At 60.9% G+C, this 14,787-nt stretch carries 16 protein-coding genes; 3 read left to right on the forward strand and 13 right to left on the reverse strand.

What is annotated here, in order from left to right; genetic code table 11:
• Nucleotides 1–2 precede the first annotated feature (2 nt).
• The 3 genes from KQ661_RS08985 to KQ661_RS08995 all read right to left on the reverse strand — a co-directional run bounded on the left by KQ661_RS08985 (nucleotide 3) and on the right by KQ661_RS08995 (nucleotide 1,627).
• A complete protein-coding gene (locus KQ661_RS08985; RefSeq protein ID WP_216686213.1) occupies nucleotides 3–257 on the reverse strand; it encodes a PIN domain-containing protein in 255 nt (84 codons plus the stop codon).
• A gap of 250 nt (nucleotides 258–507) precedes the next feature.
• Nucleotides 508–1,134, reverse strand: a complete 627-nt coding sequence (locus KQ661_RS08990; RefSeq protein WP_216686214.1) for a 3'-5' exonuclease — start codon at nucleotides 1,132–1,134, stop codon at nucleotides 508–510.
• Between the two features lie 43 nt (nucleotides 1,135–1,177).
• On the reverse strand, nucleotides 1,178–1,627 hold the full coding sequence (locus KQ661_RS08995; protein WP_216686215.1) for a hypothetical protein: 450 nt from the start codon (nucleotides 1,625–1,627) through the stop codon (nucleotides 1,178–1,180).
• A gap of 215 nt (nucleotides 1,628–1,842) precedes the next feature.
• Here KQ661_RS08995 and KQ661_RS09000 point away from each other — a divergent pair, with 215 nt between their 5' ends.
• Both KQ661_RS09000 and KQ661_RS23040 read left to right on the forward strand, forming a co-directional pair.
• Nucleotides 1,843–2,334 (forward strand): transposase family protein, encoded by a 492-nt coding sequence (locus tag KQ661_RS09000; RefSeq protein WP_216686216.1) that lies wholly within the window; start codon nucleotides 1,843–1,845, stop codon nucleotides 2,332–2,334.
• Nucleotides 2,335–2,375: 41 nt separating this feature from the next.
• Nucleotides 2,376–2,741 carry a transposase family protein gene (locus KQ661_RS23040; RefSeq protein ID WP_317196152.1) on the forward strand — a complete coding sequence of 122 codons (366 nt, stop codon included), beginning with the start codon at nucleotides 2,376–2,378 and terminating at the stop codon, nucleotides 2,739–2,741.
• Here KQ661_RS23040 and KQ661_RS09010 read toward each other — a convergent pair.
• The 3 genes from KQ661_RS09010 to KQ661_RS09020 all read right to left on the reverse strand — a co-directional run bounded on the left by KQ661_RS09010 (nucleotide 2,639) and on the right by KQ661_RS09020 (nucleotide 6,191).
• Complete coding sequence (locus KQ661_RS09010; RefSeq protein WP_216686217.1) at nucleotides 2,639–3,649, reverse strand: hypothetical protein; 1,011 nt, start codon at nucleotides 3,647–3,649, stop codon at nucleotides 2,639–2,641. The genes KQ661_RS23040 and KQ661_RS09010 overlap by 103 nt on opposite strands.
• A 42-nt stretch (nucleotides 3,650–3,691) precedes the next feature.
• Nucleotides 3,692–4,021 carry a hypothetical protein gene (locus KQ661_RS09015; RefSeq protein ID WP_216686218.1) on the reverse strand — a complete coding sequence of 110 codons (330 nt, stop codon included), beginning with the start codon at nucleotides 4,019–4,021 and terminating at the stop codon, nucleotides 3,692–3,694.
• Between the two features lie 130 nt (nucleotides 4,022–4,151).
• Nucleotides 4,152–6,191, reverse strand: a complete 2,040-nt coding sequence (locus KQ661_RS09020) for a beta-N-acetylhexosaminidase (RefSeq protein WP_317196083.1) — start codon at nucleotides 6,189–6,191, stop codon at nucleotides 4,152–4,154.
• A gap of 81 nt (nucleotides 6,192–6,272) precedes the next feature.
• On the opposite strand from KQ661_RS09020, the gene KQ661_RS09025 reads away from it, so the two are divergent.
• On the forward strand, nucleotides 6,273–8,075 hold the full coding sequence (locus KQ661_RS09025) for a hypothetical protein (protein WP_216686220.1): 1,803 nt from the start codon (nucleotides 6,273–6,275) through the stop codon (nucleotides 8,073–8,075).
• Nucleotides 8,076–8,084: 9 nt separating this feature from the next.
• On the opposite strand, the gene KQ661_RS09030 is transcribed toward KQ661_RS09025, so the two are convergent.
• The 7 genes from KQ661_RS09030 to KQ661_RS09060 form a co-directional block, all read right to left on the reverse strand.
• Nucleotides 8,085–9,434 (reverse strand): DUF58 domain-containing protein, encoded by a 1,350-nt coding sequence (locus KQ661_RS09030; RefSeq protein WP_216686221.1) that lies wholly within the window; start codon nucleotides 9,432–9,434, stop codon nucleotides 8,085–8,087.
• Entirely contained in the window at nucleotides 9,431–9,982 is a 552-nt protein-coding gene (locus KQ661_RS09035) for an NADAR family protein (protein ID WP_216686222.1), read from the reverse strand. The genes KQ661_RS09030 and KQ661_RS09035 overlap by 4 nt, the downstream gene beginning before the upstream one ends.
• Nucleotides 9,983–10,078: 96 nt before the next feature.
• Nucleotides 10,079–11,128, reverse strand: a complete 1,050-nt coding sequence (locus KQ661_RS09040) for an AAA family ATPase (protein WP_216686223.1) — start codon at nucleotides 11,126–11,128, stop codon at nucleotides 10,079–10,081.
• Between the two features lie 87 nt (nucleotides 11,129–11,215).
• Nucleotides 11,216–11,392: a hypothetical protein gene (locus KQ661_RS09045; protein WP_216686224.1), complete on the reverse strand. Its 177-nt coding sequence runs from the start codon at nucleotides 11,390–11,392 to the stop codon at nucleotides 11,216–11,218.
• 12 nt (nucleotides 11,393–11,404) lie between these two features.
• Entirely contained in the window at nucleotides 11,405–12,940 is a 1,536-nt protein-coding gene (locus KQ661_RS09050) for a DUF4350 domain-containing protein (RefSeq protein ID WP_216686225.1), read from the reverse strand.
• Nucleotides 12,941–12,957: 17 nt separating this feature from the next.
• Entirely contained in the window at nucleotides 12,958–13,737 is a 780-nt protein-coding gene (locus tag KQ661_RS22795) for a DUF4129 domain-containing protein (protein ID WP_216686226.1), read from the reverse strand.
• 73 nt (nucleotides 13,738–13,810) lie between these two features.
• Nucleotides 13,811–14,776 (reverse strand): hypothetical protein, encoded by a 966-nt coding sequence (locus KQ661_RS09060; protein ID WP_216686227.1) that lies wholly within the window; start codon nucleotides 14,774–14,776, stop codon nucleotides 13,811–13,813.
• Nucleotides 14,777–14,787: the final 11 nt, after the last annotated feature.

A 14,787-nucleotide genomic window follows, 5' to 3' on the forward strand; every position in this document is an offset into this window, starting at 1 on the left:
GGTTAGCCGCGCACTACCTTCAGGCCCAGCGGGCCGAGGTGGTCAAAATCCTTATCCGTAGTGTGTAGTTCCACGCCAAAATAAAGGGCCGTGGCGGCAATCCAAAGGTCATTTTTGCCCATGTTGCGGGCCGATATGCCGGCGGGCAGCGGTTCCAACTCCAGCTTGCCCTGGCTATAGGCATCGATGCGGGCGTAAGCGGTTGTGAAAATGCGCGATATTTCCAATAGCGGATGGTAAGCAAACAGGCTTTGCATGAAATTGACTTTCTGGTAGCCCCAATCAGCTTTTAGCGCAAAGGCTTTGAGTTCGCCAACCACAACCATTGAAGCTGTTTAGAAAGTCCCCGAACGGTCATGCAGCGCGCAGCGCAGCATCTTGCTCGCATCGTCAGGCCCGTTCAACGATGCGAGCAAGATGCTGCGCTGCGCGCTGCATGACCGTTTGAGTACCTTTTGTGACTTTCTAAACAACTCCAGTGCATAACGCTGTCCCGTTATTTCTGGTTTACCAACGTCCTTCAATCCCTGCTTTCGCTGCCTGTTTGGCCGCCCGGGCCGCCAGCCCGGCTGTGAGCTCGCGCTGCTTGAAGCATAGCGGCAAGGCCGTGCCCGAGCGGAAGGCGCGCACCGTGATTTCGGCGCAGGCGCGGGCGTCACTCAGCGCATCGTGGTGGTTGAGGGCGATGCCAAACTGCCCGGCTACATGGTCGAGCTTGTGGCGCTCGAAATGGGGCCAGCACAGTTTGGCCAGCTTCACCGAGCATAGGGCGTGGAAGGCGGGAATGGGCAGGCCGAAATCGCGGCAGCTGTATTCGAGCACGCTCACGTCGAAGGCCGAGTTGTGGGCCGCTACGGGCTGCTGGTGCAGGTAGGGCAGGAGCTGGGGCCACACGTCGGCCAGGCTGGGGGCGTGGTGCAGCTCGGCTTCCGAAATGCCGTGCACCTGCTGGTTGCGCCAGTCCATGCGCAGCACGCGGGGGCGCAGCAGGGTGGCGTAGGTTTCCACAATCTGGCCGCCGCGCACCCGCACCACGCCCACGGCGCAGGCGCTGTCGCGGCGCTCGTTGGCGGTTTCGAAGTCGATGGCCGTGAAGTCGAGGTTGGCCAGGGCCCGGGTAATGTCAGCTTGCATAATAAGCAAGTTAGCCGCTGCGGGGCTAATCTGCGCTATTGCATCAGGGTGATTGAGTGGCGGGCAGAGGCGGGGCGGCCGCGTCGCAGCACACGTCGGGTACCTCGAAGTAGCGCTCCATCACGCCGTTAATCGTGCCCGCGCAGCCCGGCGTGAGGTCGATATCAAACTCAATATCCGAGCTGAATTGATGCAGTGGCGCCAGTACCCGGCCGTAGCGCAGGCGTAATGGAGGCAGCGTAACCTGAACCGTACCGATGCTGTGCGCCGCCCGCAACGCGGCAAAACGGGCCTGCATCTGGGCATCGAACGGGGCAGCGCTGGTGACCAGCTCCCGCCAGGCTTCGGGCACATGGCCCGCCCCGAACGCACTCATGAACAGCAGTACAAGCAACAGCCGAAACTGCCATTGCCGCGCCTTGCCCCCGCCACCGGAGCGCAGCGGCGGCTGCCCCACCAGCCACCCCAGCCCGGCCGTGGAAAGCAGGAGCACAAGCAGAATCTCGTTCTGCGCGCGGGGCAATGGCGTACCTACTACTAAGTGCCGGAAGAGCAGGAAACCAATGAAATTCAGCAGCCCAAACGCCAATGCCACCGCCCACCATTGCCGATGCGAAAGACCACTAGCGGCTTGGTCTTTAATTAATAGACTTGTTGCGAAGTGAGTGAAGTGCGGAATTTTCGACAAACTGTACTTAAATTTAGAACATGAACTTTTCCGTAAAAAACCTCACTACTTCGCGTAAATGGCGTGCTGCCACGGGACTCACGGCGGAGCGTTTTGCGCAGCTTTTGGCGCATTTTAAGCAGGCGTATTTTCGGTTAAATGGAACAGATATGATTGAACGTGGGGCTTTTGCGCCGTATGAAGTAGCCCTTAAAACAGAAGAAGAATTACTGCTTTTCACCCTATTCAGCTTCAAAGCAAACTTGACGTATGATTTGTTGGGATTGGTCAGTGGGATGGACGGTTCCAACGCGAAACGCAACCAGGAATTAGGCATTACGGTGCTCCAAGAAGCGCTGGAGCAAACCGGGCATGCGCCAAAGCGGGAATTTGCGACAGTGGCCGAATTTGAAGCCTATTTTCAGGAACACGAGACGTTATTGGTCGATGGAACAGAGCAACGCAAGCAACGACCAGGAAATAAAGAGATGCAAAAAGACTACTATAGCGGTAAAAAAAAATACACGCCGTAAAAGAGATAGTTATTTCAACGACCATTCGCTGGATTGGTTTTATCAGCCGTTGTTACGGCGGAAGACACCACGACTACAGTGTGCTAAAAAGCATTTTACCAGTTGATAAAGAGTGGTTTAAAAAGTTCAAGGTGCGGTTGGACCTGGGGTTTTTGGGCTTCGCGAAAGACTACGTTTGCCGGAAAGTTTTTATTCCTATCAAAAAGCCGAAAGGGAAAGAACTCACCGATGAACAACGAGAAATAAATACAAAACAAGCAAGTGAACGAATTACCGTAGAGCATAGCATTGGCGGATTGAAACGTTATCGAATTTTGGAAGACCGATTACGTTTGCATAATTTGAACCTGTACAATGACGTGCTGGGAGTGTGTGCGGGCTTGTGGAATTTCAGCTTAAATCTTTGATTAATAGCTCGCAACAAGTCTAATTGTTGCCGCCCAATTAGAAGCCCCGCTACTCCGGCCGCCAGCACGCTCAGCGCAATCAGCGGCTTGCTTAAAAATAGCACCATCGAATACAAAGCGCGGGGGGCGAGTACCAGCCAGCGGTAGGCGTGGTAAGGGTCGGAGGGCGGGGCCATGGCGGCTACGCGGGCCCAGTTGCCGGGAGCCGCCGCCGCCAGCGCGACAGCCGCTAATCCGATGGCCAGCCACAGCAGCAATTTGGGGCGGGCATCTTTGGGCAGCGCGAAGCCCAGCAGCCCGAGTACGGGCACAGCCTGCACCAGCGTCAGCTCGTTGCCGGTGAGGGCCAGCACTAAGGGAAGGCAGGCCAGTCCCGCGTTGCGCCACTGCGTCGGGGTAGGCCCCCAGCCAGCCCGCAGGGCCAGGGCCGTGAAATTCAATAGCCCCATCAGCGGCAGCTGATAGGCCACGATGCCGCTGAACCAGTACAGGAACGAAAACGGCGAGGGCGCGGCATTGCAGAATAGCGCCAGCAGCAACCCCGCCGCCCACAGGGCTTGGCTCCAGGAGCAGGCGCGGCGCAAAGCCGTGTGCCCCAGCACTCGCAGCAAATGCGCCAGACTGGCCCACTGCGCAACAAATGCGGCGGCCGCCATCAATTTCACCCCAGCCAGCCAGTCGTAGGCCACGGGGTTGAGCACCGTCATGATGAAGGTGGTGGTGAAGCGGCCGGTCCAGGTTTGAAACAGCCACAGCTGCACGTCCCAAGTGCCGTGCTCCCGCATCCAATAGGCGTTGCGGAAGTCGTCGAAAAACGGCTGGTTGAAGGAGGTGAGTAGTAGAAAAGGGGCCAGGGCCAGCAGCAGGCCCACGCGCAGTAATGACAGGTACAGCCGGGAACGGTTCAAGGAGCAGGCAGGAATGAGCCCGCAAAGTAACCGCCCGGCCCGCTACATGCTGAGTTTGAAAACCAAGGTGGCCAGCAGCGAAAGTATTACCAGCCACCCTGCCAAGCTATAGCGCTTGGTGAGGCGGTCAATATCTTGGCTCCGCCGGATAACCCATTGCGCGTAGCCCAGTCCACCTATCAGCACCAACCCGGTGCCAGCCGTGACTATTTTGCTGGGGCTGGTGTAGAGAAAACACATCAAGGGCAGCGTCGGCAGACCCAGCAGTGAGGCGTAGGTCTTGTACCAGGTAGGCGCGGGCAGAGCCAGTACCGGCCCAAAGCGGCGCAGTGCTTGCGCTAGCTCGTCGGGGTGCTCCACTTGGGCGGGCATCCAGGCCACTGCGAACAAGAAGCTTGCTGCGCAGCTCCCGGAAACTGCCGGGCCGGATGCGAAACGTTGTCATAAAGGCCGAGAAACGAAGAGTGAGTGAAAGAATAAGCTGGCGGCCGTGCGCGCGCCTCTACAGTCCCGCCAGCTTGCGGGCCGCCTTCACCACGGCCAACTCGGCCTGGCCGGCGGGGGCCTGCGCGGCATCAAGGGTGGCGCGGGTGGCGGCCAGCCAGGCCAGCGAGGATGACTGGCCGGTTTGTAGCTGCGTGAGGCGCTCCAGCACCACCGTCGCCACGGCGGCGAGGTGGGTGGAGAGCGGGCCGTATTCGGTCAGGCTGGGATTGGTGGCCAGCAGGGGTTGGAGCAGGATGTCGTTGGCCTGCCAGCGCACGGCCTGGGTCTGTAATCGAGCCAACTGGCGCAGCGAGGCAGGTAGCCAGTTGGGGGAAGTGGGCTTGAAAGCCACCACGCTATCTACCAGCACGGCAAACTGGCGGGCTACTTCCGACTCGGCCGGGGCGGCATCTGCCAGGCGGTTCAGAACGCTGGCGGTGGTGTAGTCATAGCCCTGAAAATGGCGCTTGTATTCCTTCACCGGCTCAATTACCTCGGCCAGGGTGCGCAACGGTAACATGCTGGTAGTGCCGGCCATTTGCCTGAGCAGCAGCTCGGGCGCGCGGCGGTGGCGCAGGCCCAGCGTTTCAAGCTGAGGCGAAAGCAGATTGAGCCGGCGGTACATATCGGCTACGTCCTGGGTGGCCGCCTGGGCCGACCACAGCCGCTCGGCCACGGCTGCCGCCCGGGGCCAGATGCGCGAGTCGAGCACCGTCGAGTCGGCGAATTCGGCCCACATGGCGGCCTCGCCGCCCAGCACCAGCCTCTGCTCGGCGGGCGTGAGGGGCGTGTCGGCCGGCAGCGGGTCGGTGAGGTAGGAGCTGGCCGCGCTGTAGTTCAGGTCGAGATAATAGCCGTTTGAAAGCAGCACCGGATGGCCCAGCTTGGCGGCATCGCTCAGGCCTTTTTTGCCGCGCCAGCTCTGGATGACGACTTCTTTGGGCAAGTCGGGCCCCAGGATTTCATCCCAGCCAATCATGGTTTTGCCGCGCTGTTGCAGCAGGGCCAGCACCCGGCGGTTGAAATAGGTTTGCAGCTGATGCTTGTCCACGGTTTTGCCGTCGTCCTTCACCATTTTGTTCGCCTTCATGTACGCCACGATGTGCGGGGTACGCCGCCAGTTGCGGCCATCGTTCTCGTCGCCGCCGGCGTGGAAGTAGGGGTCCGGAAAGAGGCCCGTCATCTCGGTCAGCAGCGAATCGAGGAAGGTATAGGTGGTTTCGCGGGTGGGGTCGATGGCCACGTTGGTGGTGCGCCACTTCTGGTAAGGGGCATAAACCGAGTCGTTGGAGGCCAGGCGCGGGTAGGCCACAATCCAGCTGGTGGTGTGGCTGGGCATGTCGAGCTCCGGCACCACCCGGATGCCCCGCGCTGCCGCGTAGGCCACCACCTCGCGCACCTCGGCTTGGGTGTAGTACAGCCCGTCGGTACTCCCCACGGTCTGCAGGCGCGGAAAAACTTTGCTCTCGATGCGAAAGCCCTGGTCGTCCGTGAGATGCCAGTGCAGCACGTTTAGCTTAACGGCGGCCATGCCGTCGAGGTTGCGCTTGATGACGGCCACCGGCATGAAGTGCCGCGCCGCGTCAATCAGCAGGCCGCGCCAGGCAAAGCGTGGCTGGTCCTGAATATCTACTTCGGGCAGGTAGCGCTGCTTTTTCTCGGTAATGGGCAGCTGCTCCAGCGTGGCCAGTGCCCGCAGCACACCCAGGCTGGTGGGGGCGTCGATGCTTACGCCCACCGGGGTCACGCGCAGGCTATACCGCTCTTCATCAAGCTTCTCGGGCAGGCCCGTGCGGCCGTAGCGGATTTGCAGCACCGGCCCTTTGGCTGGTTCGGCCGGGCCTTGCAGCCGGGCCAGCATGCGGCGGGCCGCCGCCGCTACCGCCGGGTCGGGCGAGGTATTGAGCTGCAATTTTAGCGGTGTTCTCAGGTTCAGGCGGCCCTGGCCCCAGTGTATCTCGGCCGGTAGGGGCAGGAGGCTGGGGCGGGACTGGGCCCGCGAAATATGGCTAAAAAGTGCCAGCAATGCACCAAGACAACTCCAGAATCTCATCATTTCGACAAAGTACGGGGTTCGCCCATTCTGGAACGGCCATTTCTTCCCAATTTGCCGAAGATTAGACCGATTTGCCCTTTTATGAAATCACCTTCCTGGCTGGCGTGGCTGTTTTGCAGCCTTTTCATTGTGAGCGTGGGGCTGGTGGGAAACCACCTCGTGCCCGGCTCCAGTGACCGTGGCCCCGTCCGGGTAATAGCGTGGGACGTGTCGGGCTACTACCTCTACCTACCCGCCATTTTCATTTATCACGACCTGAAAGAGCTTCGTTTTTACGAGCAAATGCTGCACGACTACGCGCCCACCCCCGACTTTCAGCAGGCCTTTCAGCATCCGGGCAGCGGGCATTACGTCATGAAATATTCGGCGGGCATGGCCGTGCAATACCTGCCTTTTTTCTTGGTGGCGCACGCGCTGGCCGCGCCGCTGGGCTACCCCGCCGATGGATTTTCGCCGCCTTACCAAATTGCCCTGCTGCTGGCCAGCCTGCTGGTGGCAGTGCTGGGGCTGGCGCTGGTGCGGCGGGCGCTGCTGCCGCGCTTCGGCGAGTGGCCCACGGCCCTCACGCTGCTGGCCATCGTGCTGGGAACCAATTACCTGAACTACACGGCTCTGGGCGGAGCCATGACGCATAACTGGCTGTTTACCTGGTACGCGGTGCTGCTGTTGCTCACGCCGGATTTCTACGAGCGGCCCACTCTGAGACGGGCCCTGGCCATTGGGGCTACGGTGGGCATTATGGTCCTCACGCGTCCCAGCGAAATCCTGGCTAGTCTGATTCCGCTGCTGTGGGGCCTGCGCCCCGCCTGGCCGGTGGTGCGCGAGCGGCTGGCGTTCTGGCGGCAGCACGCGGGGCTGCTGCTGGCAGCGGGGTTGGTGGGCGGGGCCGTGCTCAGCATTCAGCCGCTGTACTGGCACTACGTGAGCGGCGATTGGGTGGTGTATAGCTACCAGGGCCAGGGCTTTAGCTGGTTTCATCCGCACCTGTTGCTGGGTCTTTTCAGCTTCAAGAGTGGCTGGTTGGTGTATTCTCCCATACTGGTGGTGGCTTTGGTGGGGTTTTGGGCGCTGCGACGGCAGCAGGCGGCCGCGTTCTGGCCCATGCTGGTACTTATCGCGCTGTTTATATACGTCACCTTCGCCTGGGACGAATGGCTGTATGGCGGCTCGCTGGGCCAGCGGGCCATGGTGCAGAGCTACGCCGTACTGGCCTGGCCCTTTGCGGCGGCCCATTGCTGGCTGCTGACGCGGCGGCCGTGGCTGCTGGCCTACATCGGGTTTGCCGCTTTTACTTGCTACTACAATCTCTGGCTGACTTACCAGGCTCATGGCGGCATGCTGGTGGTGGGGCAAATGTCGCGCGCGTACTGGTGGCGCATACTCGGGCACAACACCGTGCCGGCCGAGGCCCGGCTGCTACTTGATACGGACTACGATTTCACGGGCACGCCGCGCAACTCCCGGCTGCTTTGGCAGCAGGACTTTGAAACCAGCGACGACGGCGCCTGCGGACAGCCGGCGCTGAAAGGTAAATGCTCGCTGCTGCTCGATAATGACCACCCGCACAGCTCCGAATACACGATTGCGGCCCGGTCTGGGCAGTTTAAGTGGTTGCAGGGCAGCGCGTTGGCCAGCAGCACCGAGGGCGAACAGCCGGAAGGCAAAATGACGCAGTTTGTGGTGCGGTTTTGCCAGGGCTCGCGCATTGTCCGTGAGCGCACGGTGCAGTTCCAGCGCGCCCTGCAACCCAACTGGCCACAGGAGCTGCATTTCTACATCAAAGCCCCGCGAGACGAGTTCGACCACATCGCGGTGGTGTTTCTGCATTATGGGCAGGCCACCGTGCGGTTCGATGATGCTCAGCTTACCGGTTTCGATGATTAGGCCGCGGGTCTATATCAGTCCCCGGGCTTTGAATTCCAGGTATTTATTGATGGTGTTCGCCGTCAAATCCTTGGGCGCGGTGAGCAGCGAATAGATGCCATAGCGCTGCAATTCGAGCACAATCTGGCGCTTCTCCTGGGCAAATTTCTCGGCGATGGTCTGGTTGTAAACGTCCTCCGCAGTGGCGGCCGGGGTTTCGAGGAAGGCGCGCAGCTCGGTGTTTTCGAAGAACACCACCAGCAGCAAGTGGTCTTTGGCCAGTCGGCGCAGGTAGGGCAGCTGGCGCTGCATGCCGTGCAGCGTCTCGAAATTGGTAAACAGAATGAGCAGGCTGCGCTGCTTGATGCGCGCCCGCACCGTGGCGTACAGCAGCTCGAAATCAGTTTCGAGGTACTTGGTTTTCTGGCGGTAGAGGATTTCGAGTAGCTTCAGCAGGTGGCCGGGGCGGCGGTCGGCGGCCAGCATGGCCCCGGGCCGGTTCGAGAAGGTGAGCAGGCCGGCCTTGTCGTGCTTGAGCAGGGCAATGTTGCTGACTACCAGCGTAGCATTAATGGCATAGTCGAGCAGACTCAGGCCGTCGAACGGCATTCGCATCACCCGGCCTTTGTCAATGAGGCAGTATACCTGCTGGGCGCGCTCGTCCTGGAAGTGATTTACTACCAGTGCATCAGCGGCGCCGGTGCCGGCGCGGCGGGCAGTGGCTTTCCAGTTCATGCTGCGTGGGTCGTCGCCGGGCACGTAGGGCCGGATTTGCTCAAACTCCATGCTGTGGCCCACCCGCCGGATGCGCTTCACGCCCACCTCCGTGAGGCGGTTGTGGATGGCCAGCAACTCGTACTGCCGCATTTGCAGGAAGGAGGGATACACGGGCACCACCTTGCCCTGCGCGTAGCGGAACCGCCGCCGCACCAGCCCCAGCGGCGAGGCCGCGTAAATATTCAGCGCCCCAAACGCGTATTCGCCGCGCTTGGTGGGCCGCAGCTGGTAGTCGATAATCTGGGTTTCGCCGGGCCGGATGGCCGTTTTAAACAGCACGTCGCGCCGCTGAAACTGGTGCGGAATCTCGTCAATCGTCTCGGTTTGGATGGCAAAGCGGTAGCGGTTTTCGAGGTAAATCTGCACGTCGTTGTCCGAGCCGTTGGCCAGCTTATCGCCCAGCACCCGCCGCCCAAATACCGGCGCGGTCTGGCCCCTGGCGGGCGCGTAAAGCAATAGCGCATCAAGCAGCGCCAGCACCACGAAGAGGCCGAGGGCGATTTTCATCGGCCCCAGCAGCCAGGGCAGGAAGAAGGCCGCTGTGAAGCCGGCCGTGAGGGCCGCCAGGGTTTGAAAGAAGCGCGACGTAAGAAAAAGGCTCATGAGTTACGCAGTTGGTCCCGGACTTCCATAAGTGCAAAGCCCAGCAGATTAGGGTCTTGCCAGCGGGCGGGGTTTTTGGCATCAGCGGCGTCGGCCGACAGCCCGATGCCCCAGATATTATCCACCGGGCTGGCTTCAACCAGCACACGGTCGTTGGTGGAGAGTAAGAATTTCGCCAGATTCGGATGCTGCCCAAACTTGTGCAGGTTGCCGGCCAGCACGATTTCAACCTTGTGCGCTTCCCATGTTTCGGGCTCGAAATCCTGAATTTCACGGCCCATCTTCTTGGCTTCGGCCGGGCTTTTGGCGGCCAGAATTTCGGCTAGTATGTTGTCATCATTAAACAGCCGCGCCTTTTCGGCCATCATCCAATGCTCGGTTGAGCGGTAGGTGATGCCGGCCACCACAAAATCGGCCAGCCACCATTGGCTCAGGCAGGCTTTGGTGATGGTGTCGTCCTTACTGGGCTGGTTGCCCCAGAAAAACAGGTGCTTGACTCGGGCATCCTGCTCCAGCTGGTTAAGCAGCCACTCGGTAGAGTAAGTCATCGCAAAGGATATTTTAAGCGTTTGGTCAAATCTCAAGGATGGTCGCATCGAGAGGAAGGATTGCCACGGCCTACGGCCTTGCAATGACAGATGCACCTACCGTGGAACTTCCACGCTCTGGATAATCTGCTTCACCACTTCATCGGGCGTGCCGCCTTCCATCTCGCGCTCGGGCGTGAGCATGATGCGGTGGCGCAACACGCTGGGGGCCAGAAACTGCACGTCTTCGGGCGTCACAAAGTCGCGGCCGCGCAGGGCGGCCAGGGCTTTCGCGCCGTTGAGCAGGGCCAGCGAAGCGCGGGGCGAGGCACCCAGGTACAGCGACTTGTGCGCCCGCGTCTGGCCCACTAGTTTGGCGATGTACTCCAGAATATTGGCCTCCACGCGCTGCTGGCGCACTTGCTGGCGCAGCTGGGCCAGGTCGGCGGCCGAGAGGATTGGCTGCACGGCCTCCAGGTTGGTGCTGCCCTGGCCGCCGTGGTGGCCGGTCAGAATCTGCACTTCTTCCGCCAGCGTGGGGTAGCCCACGTGCAGCTTGAAGAGGAAGCGGTCGAGCTGGGCTTCGGGCAGGCGGTAAGTGCCTTCCTGCTCGATGGGGTTTTGGGTGGCCAGCACCAGGAAGGGCTCCTGCATGGCGTAGGTGGTGCCGTCCTGTGTCACGGTACGCTCCTCCATCACCTCAAACAGAGCGGATTGCGTCTTAGCGGGCGCGCGGTTGATTTCGTCAATCAGCACTACGCTGGCGAAAATGGGACCGGGCCGAAACTCGAAATCGGCCTTGTTCTGCCGAAAAACCGAGGTGCCCAGCACGTCGGAAGGCATCAAATCGGGGGTGAACTGGATGCGGCTGAATGGCACGGCCAGCGTGCGGGCCAGTAGCTTGGCCATGAGGGTTTTGGCTACGCCCGGTACGCCTTCGAGCAATACGTGGCCATCGGCCAGCACGGCGGTGAGGAGCAGCTCCAGCAAGTCGGTCTGGCCGACAATGATTTTACCGATTTCATCCCGAATGGCGACCGTCTGGGCCGTGAGGCGGGCGAAGTCGGTACGCGGGGAAAAGGCGTTTTCCGGCTCGGGAACCGGAGTCAGTTCGAAGGGTGCCGGGGCGGGCAACAGGGGCGTCAGGTCGAGGTTTTCGGGTTCCATCTACAAAGTGCTGGCGTAGCCAAGTAAGGTCTGAGCGGTTTCGTAATCGGCGCAAACGGTGCGCAGGGTGGCGTGAATTTTAACGGATTACTCGTTGGAAACGAGGTTTTTGTGATAAAGCGTGAGGTCCTGTAGGAGCTCGGCCAGGGCGTGCAGGTCGAGGTCGGCCAGCAGCTCTTTCTCCTCGGGCAGGCCCTGCTTATTGAACCGGCGGTAATCCCAGTGGTATTTGATGAGGATGGCGAGCTTGGCTACGGTGAGCATGGCGAACAGGGGTTAGCGGCGGGCTTCGCGCTTAAAGTCAGTCAGTGCTCGGCTCAATTGCAGCAGCTGCTGGTCGTTCATCCGCGGGGCTGTGCGGGCGAAGTTCACCAACCGCAGCAGCTCATCGACGCGGGGCCGGGTGAGGCCGGATTTCTGGCTGAGCCGCTCCCGAAAATTCTCATCGCCAAAATCCGGGCTCGATTCCTGGAAGCGGGTACGTAGGTAATCCATAAACAGTCCCACTTTTTTTTCCGCAATCAGCGCATGGCTACTGCCCTGGCGGTAGAGGCTGGCCACTGTGCGCGTAAACAGTAGCGTGGTATTGGGCAAAGGCTTGATGGTGGGGATGATGCGCTGCCGGCGCCGCGCCTCCACCAGCACAAACAGTAGCCCGCCGATAATGAGCAGGTACCAGGCCGTGTTCAGCGCTTCGTGGCTGCTCACGAGGCGCAGTAATGACTGGTTGCCCAAGCGGCCCTGCTTCTGGTACTCGTCCCACCACGTGAGGCGGGCGGTCAGGTAGGAGAGGGCCGTGGCCGCGAACTGGCTGGTGGCCGGCCGCAGCACAAACTGGTTGGTGAAGGCAATGGGCACCGTGCACAGGTACACATGGCCCCGGCCGTAGTCGAGGCGCACGAACACGGGGCGGCCCTGCGCATCGGTGGCCAGGGCGCGGCCCACGCGGCCTGAATCCACCACGAAGCGCACGTTGGCATCGCCGCCGGGCAGGCGGTAGCGCGGCCCGGCCAGGGCGGGGTTGGTAAAGCGCATCGTTACCGAGTCGGGCACGGGTAGGCCATGCGGGCCGGCGTGGGTGGGCAGCTTCACCACGCGCGTGCGGATGCCCAGCGTATCGAGTAGCGCGCTGGTGGAATCGCCAAAGTTCTCGGCCACGATGAACAAGTCGTTGCCGCTGGCGATGAAGCGCAGCAGGGCGTACGCGTCGGCCTTTTCCGCTGCGAATTCAGTGTTCACAAACAGGTAGTTGGCGCGGACGTGGCGCAGGTGTTTGGCTACCAAATCGTGTTGCGGTATATCCTCGTCCTCATCGGCTGAGTTCTCGGTTTGGGCGGGGCTATCCGGTGGCGTGGTTTCGTCGGCATCCGTGACTTCCTCCGAAGTAGCCGGCGTGTCGGCCGAGGCCGTTGCCGTATCGCCGGAATCATTTTCAGCAGTTGAATCTGATGTAGAAGAATCTGATTCGGAAGTGGTTGAATCGGATTCAGTAGTTGTGGCCGAGTCGGGCGCGGGCTCCGGGCGGGCTTCGGTGGTAATGGTGCGCGACTGTGCTTCGGCCAGCGCATCGGTCACTTCCAGGGCCACGCCGGTGAGTTGGTTGTAGATGGGCAGGCGCGTGGCTTCAACGGAATCGGTGCCGAGCAGGCGTGGCAGCTGGTCGTACAGCACATAGGTGCCGTAGGGGATTTTGTCCTTGTTGATGAGCGTGGGGCGCCAGTCCACCGGTTTGGGCCGGTAGTATTCCAGCGCCACGTAGGCCCCAAACAGGGCCAGCAAACCCAGCAGATACCAGCGGAAATTCGAGGTCATGAGACAGGAAAATTAACTCAGGCGGCGCGCCGGGCGGCACTGCCGCCGGCCACCAGCGTTTGGAAGGCGCGGTGCCCGGCCCGCACCCGCTCGTATGGGAGTGCCGACAGGGCCAGCTCGCCGTACCACACAAACTCAAACTGCCGGGTTATTTCCCGGAAATCGGCCCGTAGCGTTCCGGTCGGTGGCAATTCGGCCAGGTAGGTGTGGTTGGTTTTATCGGGCTGCCAGTTGATGAGGCCACGGTCCGACATGGTTTTCAGCAGCTGCAGGTAGCCCAGGCGCACGGCCAGCCGCCAGTTGCCGGCCGCCTCCGCCTCGGCCAGTCGGGTGGTAAAGTCCACTTCGTGAATATTTTCGGCGGCGGTGTCGTAGGCCAGCGGCACGCGGCGGGGCGAGCGGCCCAACATGGCCGTGAAGTCGATTTGCAAAAGCTTGAGTACCACAAATACGCCCGCCCCTAAAAACAGCGCATAAAACACCCAGCGCCAGAAGTGGCCGTAGCTACGGCTGTTCAGCCACTCAATAATCGTCTGCCACACCCGCGCCCAAAACAGGCTCCAGGCGCTTTGCTCGGCGCGGGTCGTGGGCTCAAGGTACTGAAACTCGCGCTGCCCGCGCAGCTCCTGCAGGCGGGCGGCATCGGGGCGGCGCAGGCGCGGGGCCGGGCCGGTATCGGGTGGCAGCGGCTGGGCGGCAGCGGGCCGTTCCGGAGCATCGGGCAGGGCGGCCCGGGCCGGCGCAGTCAGCACCAACAGCAGCAGCAAGACCCGAAACCAGGATGAGAAAGCAGACACGAATAAAGCGGGGAGAAGGTATAAGTTCAGGTTTTCAGCAAGTTGGCTGGTATAGCCACTGCCGAAAGTAATGCTAGTATTCGCCTTCGTCGTCGGGGCGGTAGTCGGTATTGTGCACGGCGGCCGGGGCCTGGCCCAGCTGGTTCACCATGTTGCGCAGGCCCACGCCATCGCGGCGCTCTACCAGGTTAAAATATTGGAAGGCAATGGCCAGTAAGATAGGCGGGTAAATGAGCAGGTTTATCAGGCCGGTAAGAGCCGACGTGATAACGGTGAACAAACCCAATGAGCTGCTGGGGTCAGTGGTCTGAAGAAAGCCAACCTGCTTGGCCGCGAAATACGACACGCCGCCCACTACGCTGCCCACCACGGCTAGCACAATGCCCAGCGCAAACGACATCACCATTATCAGCCCGAACGTAGACCACCACTTGCCCCGCACCAGCTGCAGGCAGCGCCGGCAGGTGCCCATAAAACCCGTGCCCTCCACCACTTTTGTAATATAAAACAAGCTGAAGGCCACCGAAAGGTAGATACCGGGGAAACCAAGTAGAAAAAAGCCAATAATTATCAATATCAGCAAGCCGAAATACGACAGGTAGGAGCCGATGAATTCGCGTTTCACCACCTCCCACACTTCCCCCACAGCGATGGGCGCGGGCGAGGGCACGGGCCGCAGGCAGCAGCGCACGTAGCCGTACACGGTGAGCACCAGAAACATAATGAAAATGCCGCTGATGGCCACGTTTATCCAGTAAATGGGCGATTGGTACATGCCGTTGAGCATCGTCAGCTGTTGCAGCTTGCTCGCGCCGGTGCCAGCTACGTGCAGGGCCTGGGTTAGTATCTGATTTTGGAGCAGGGCTGTCAATATGCCCTGCAAGATGGCCGTTGGCAGCACCAGGTAAAGCATGGCCTGGCCCAGCCCCCGCCAATGAGCGCCGATAAATTCGAAGGTGGCCGAAAACTTCTGGCCGAAATCCCGCAGCTGGCGAAAATCCGACTCCTGGGTGAAGCGCGTGGTAGTACGTGGAATCATAACCGAAAAAA

This window comes from Hymenobacter siberiensis (assembly GCF_018967845.1).
Lineage (GTDB): Bacteria > Bacteroidota > Bacteroidia > Cytophagales > Hymenobacteraceae > Hymenobacter > Hymenobacter siberiensis.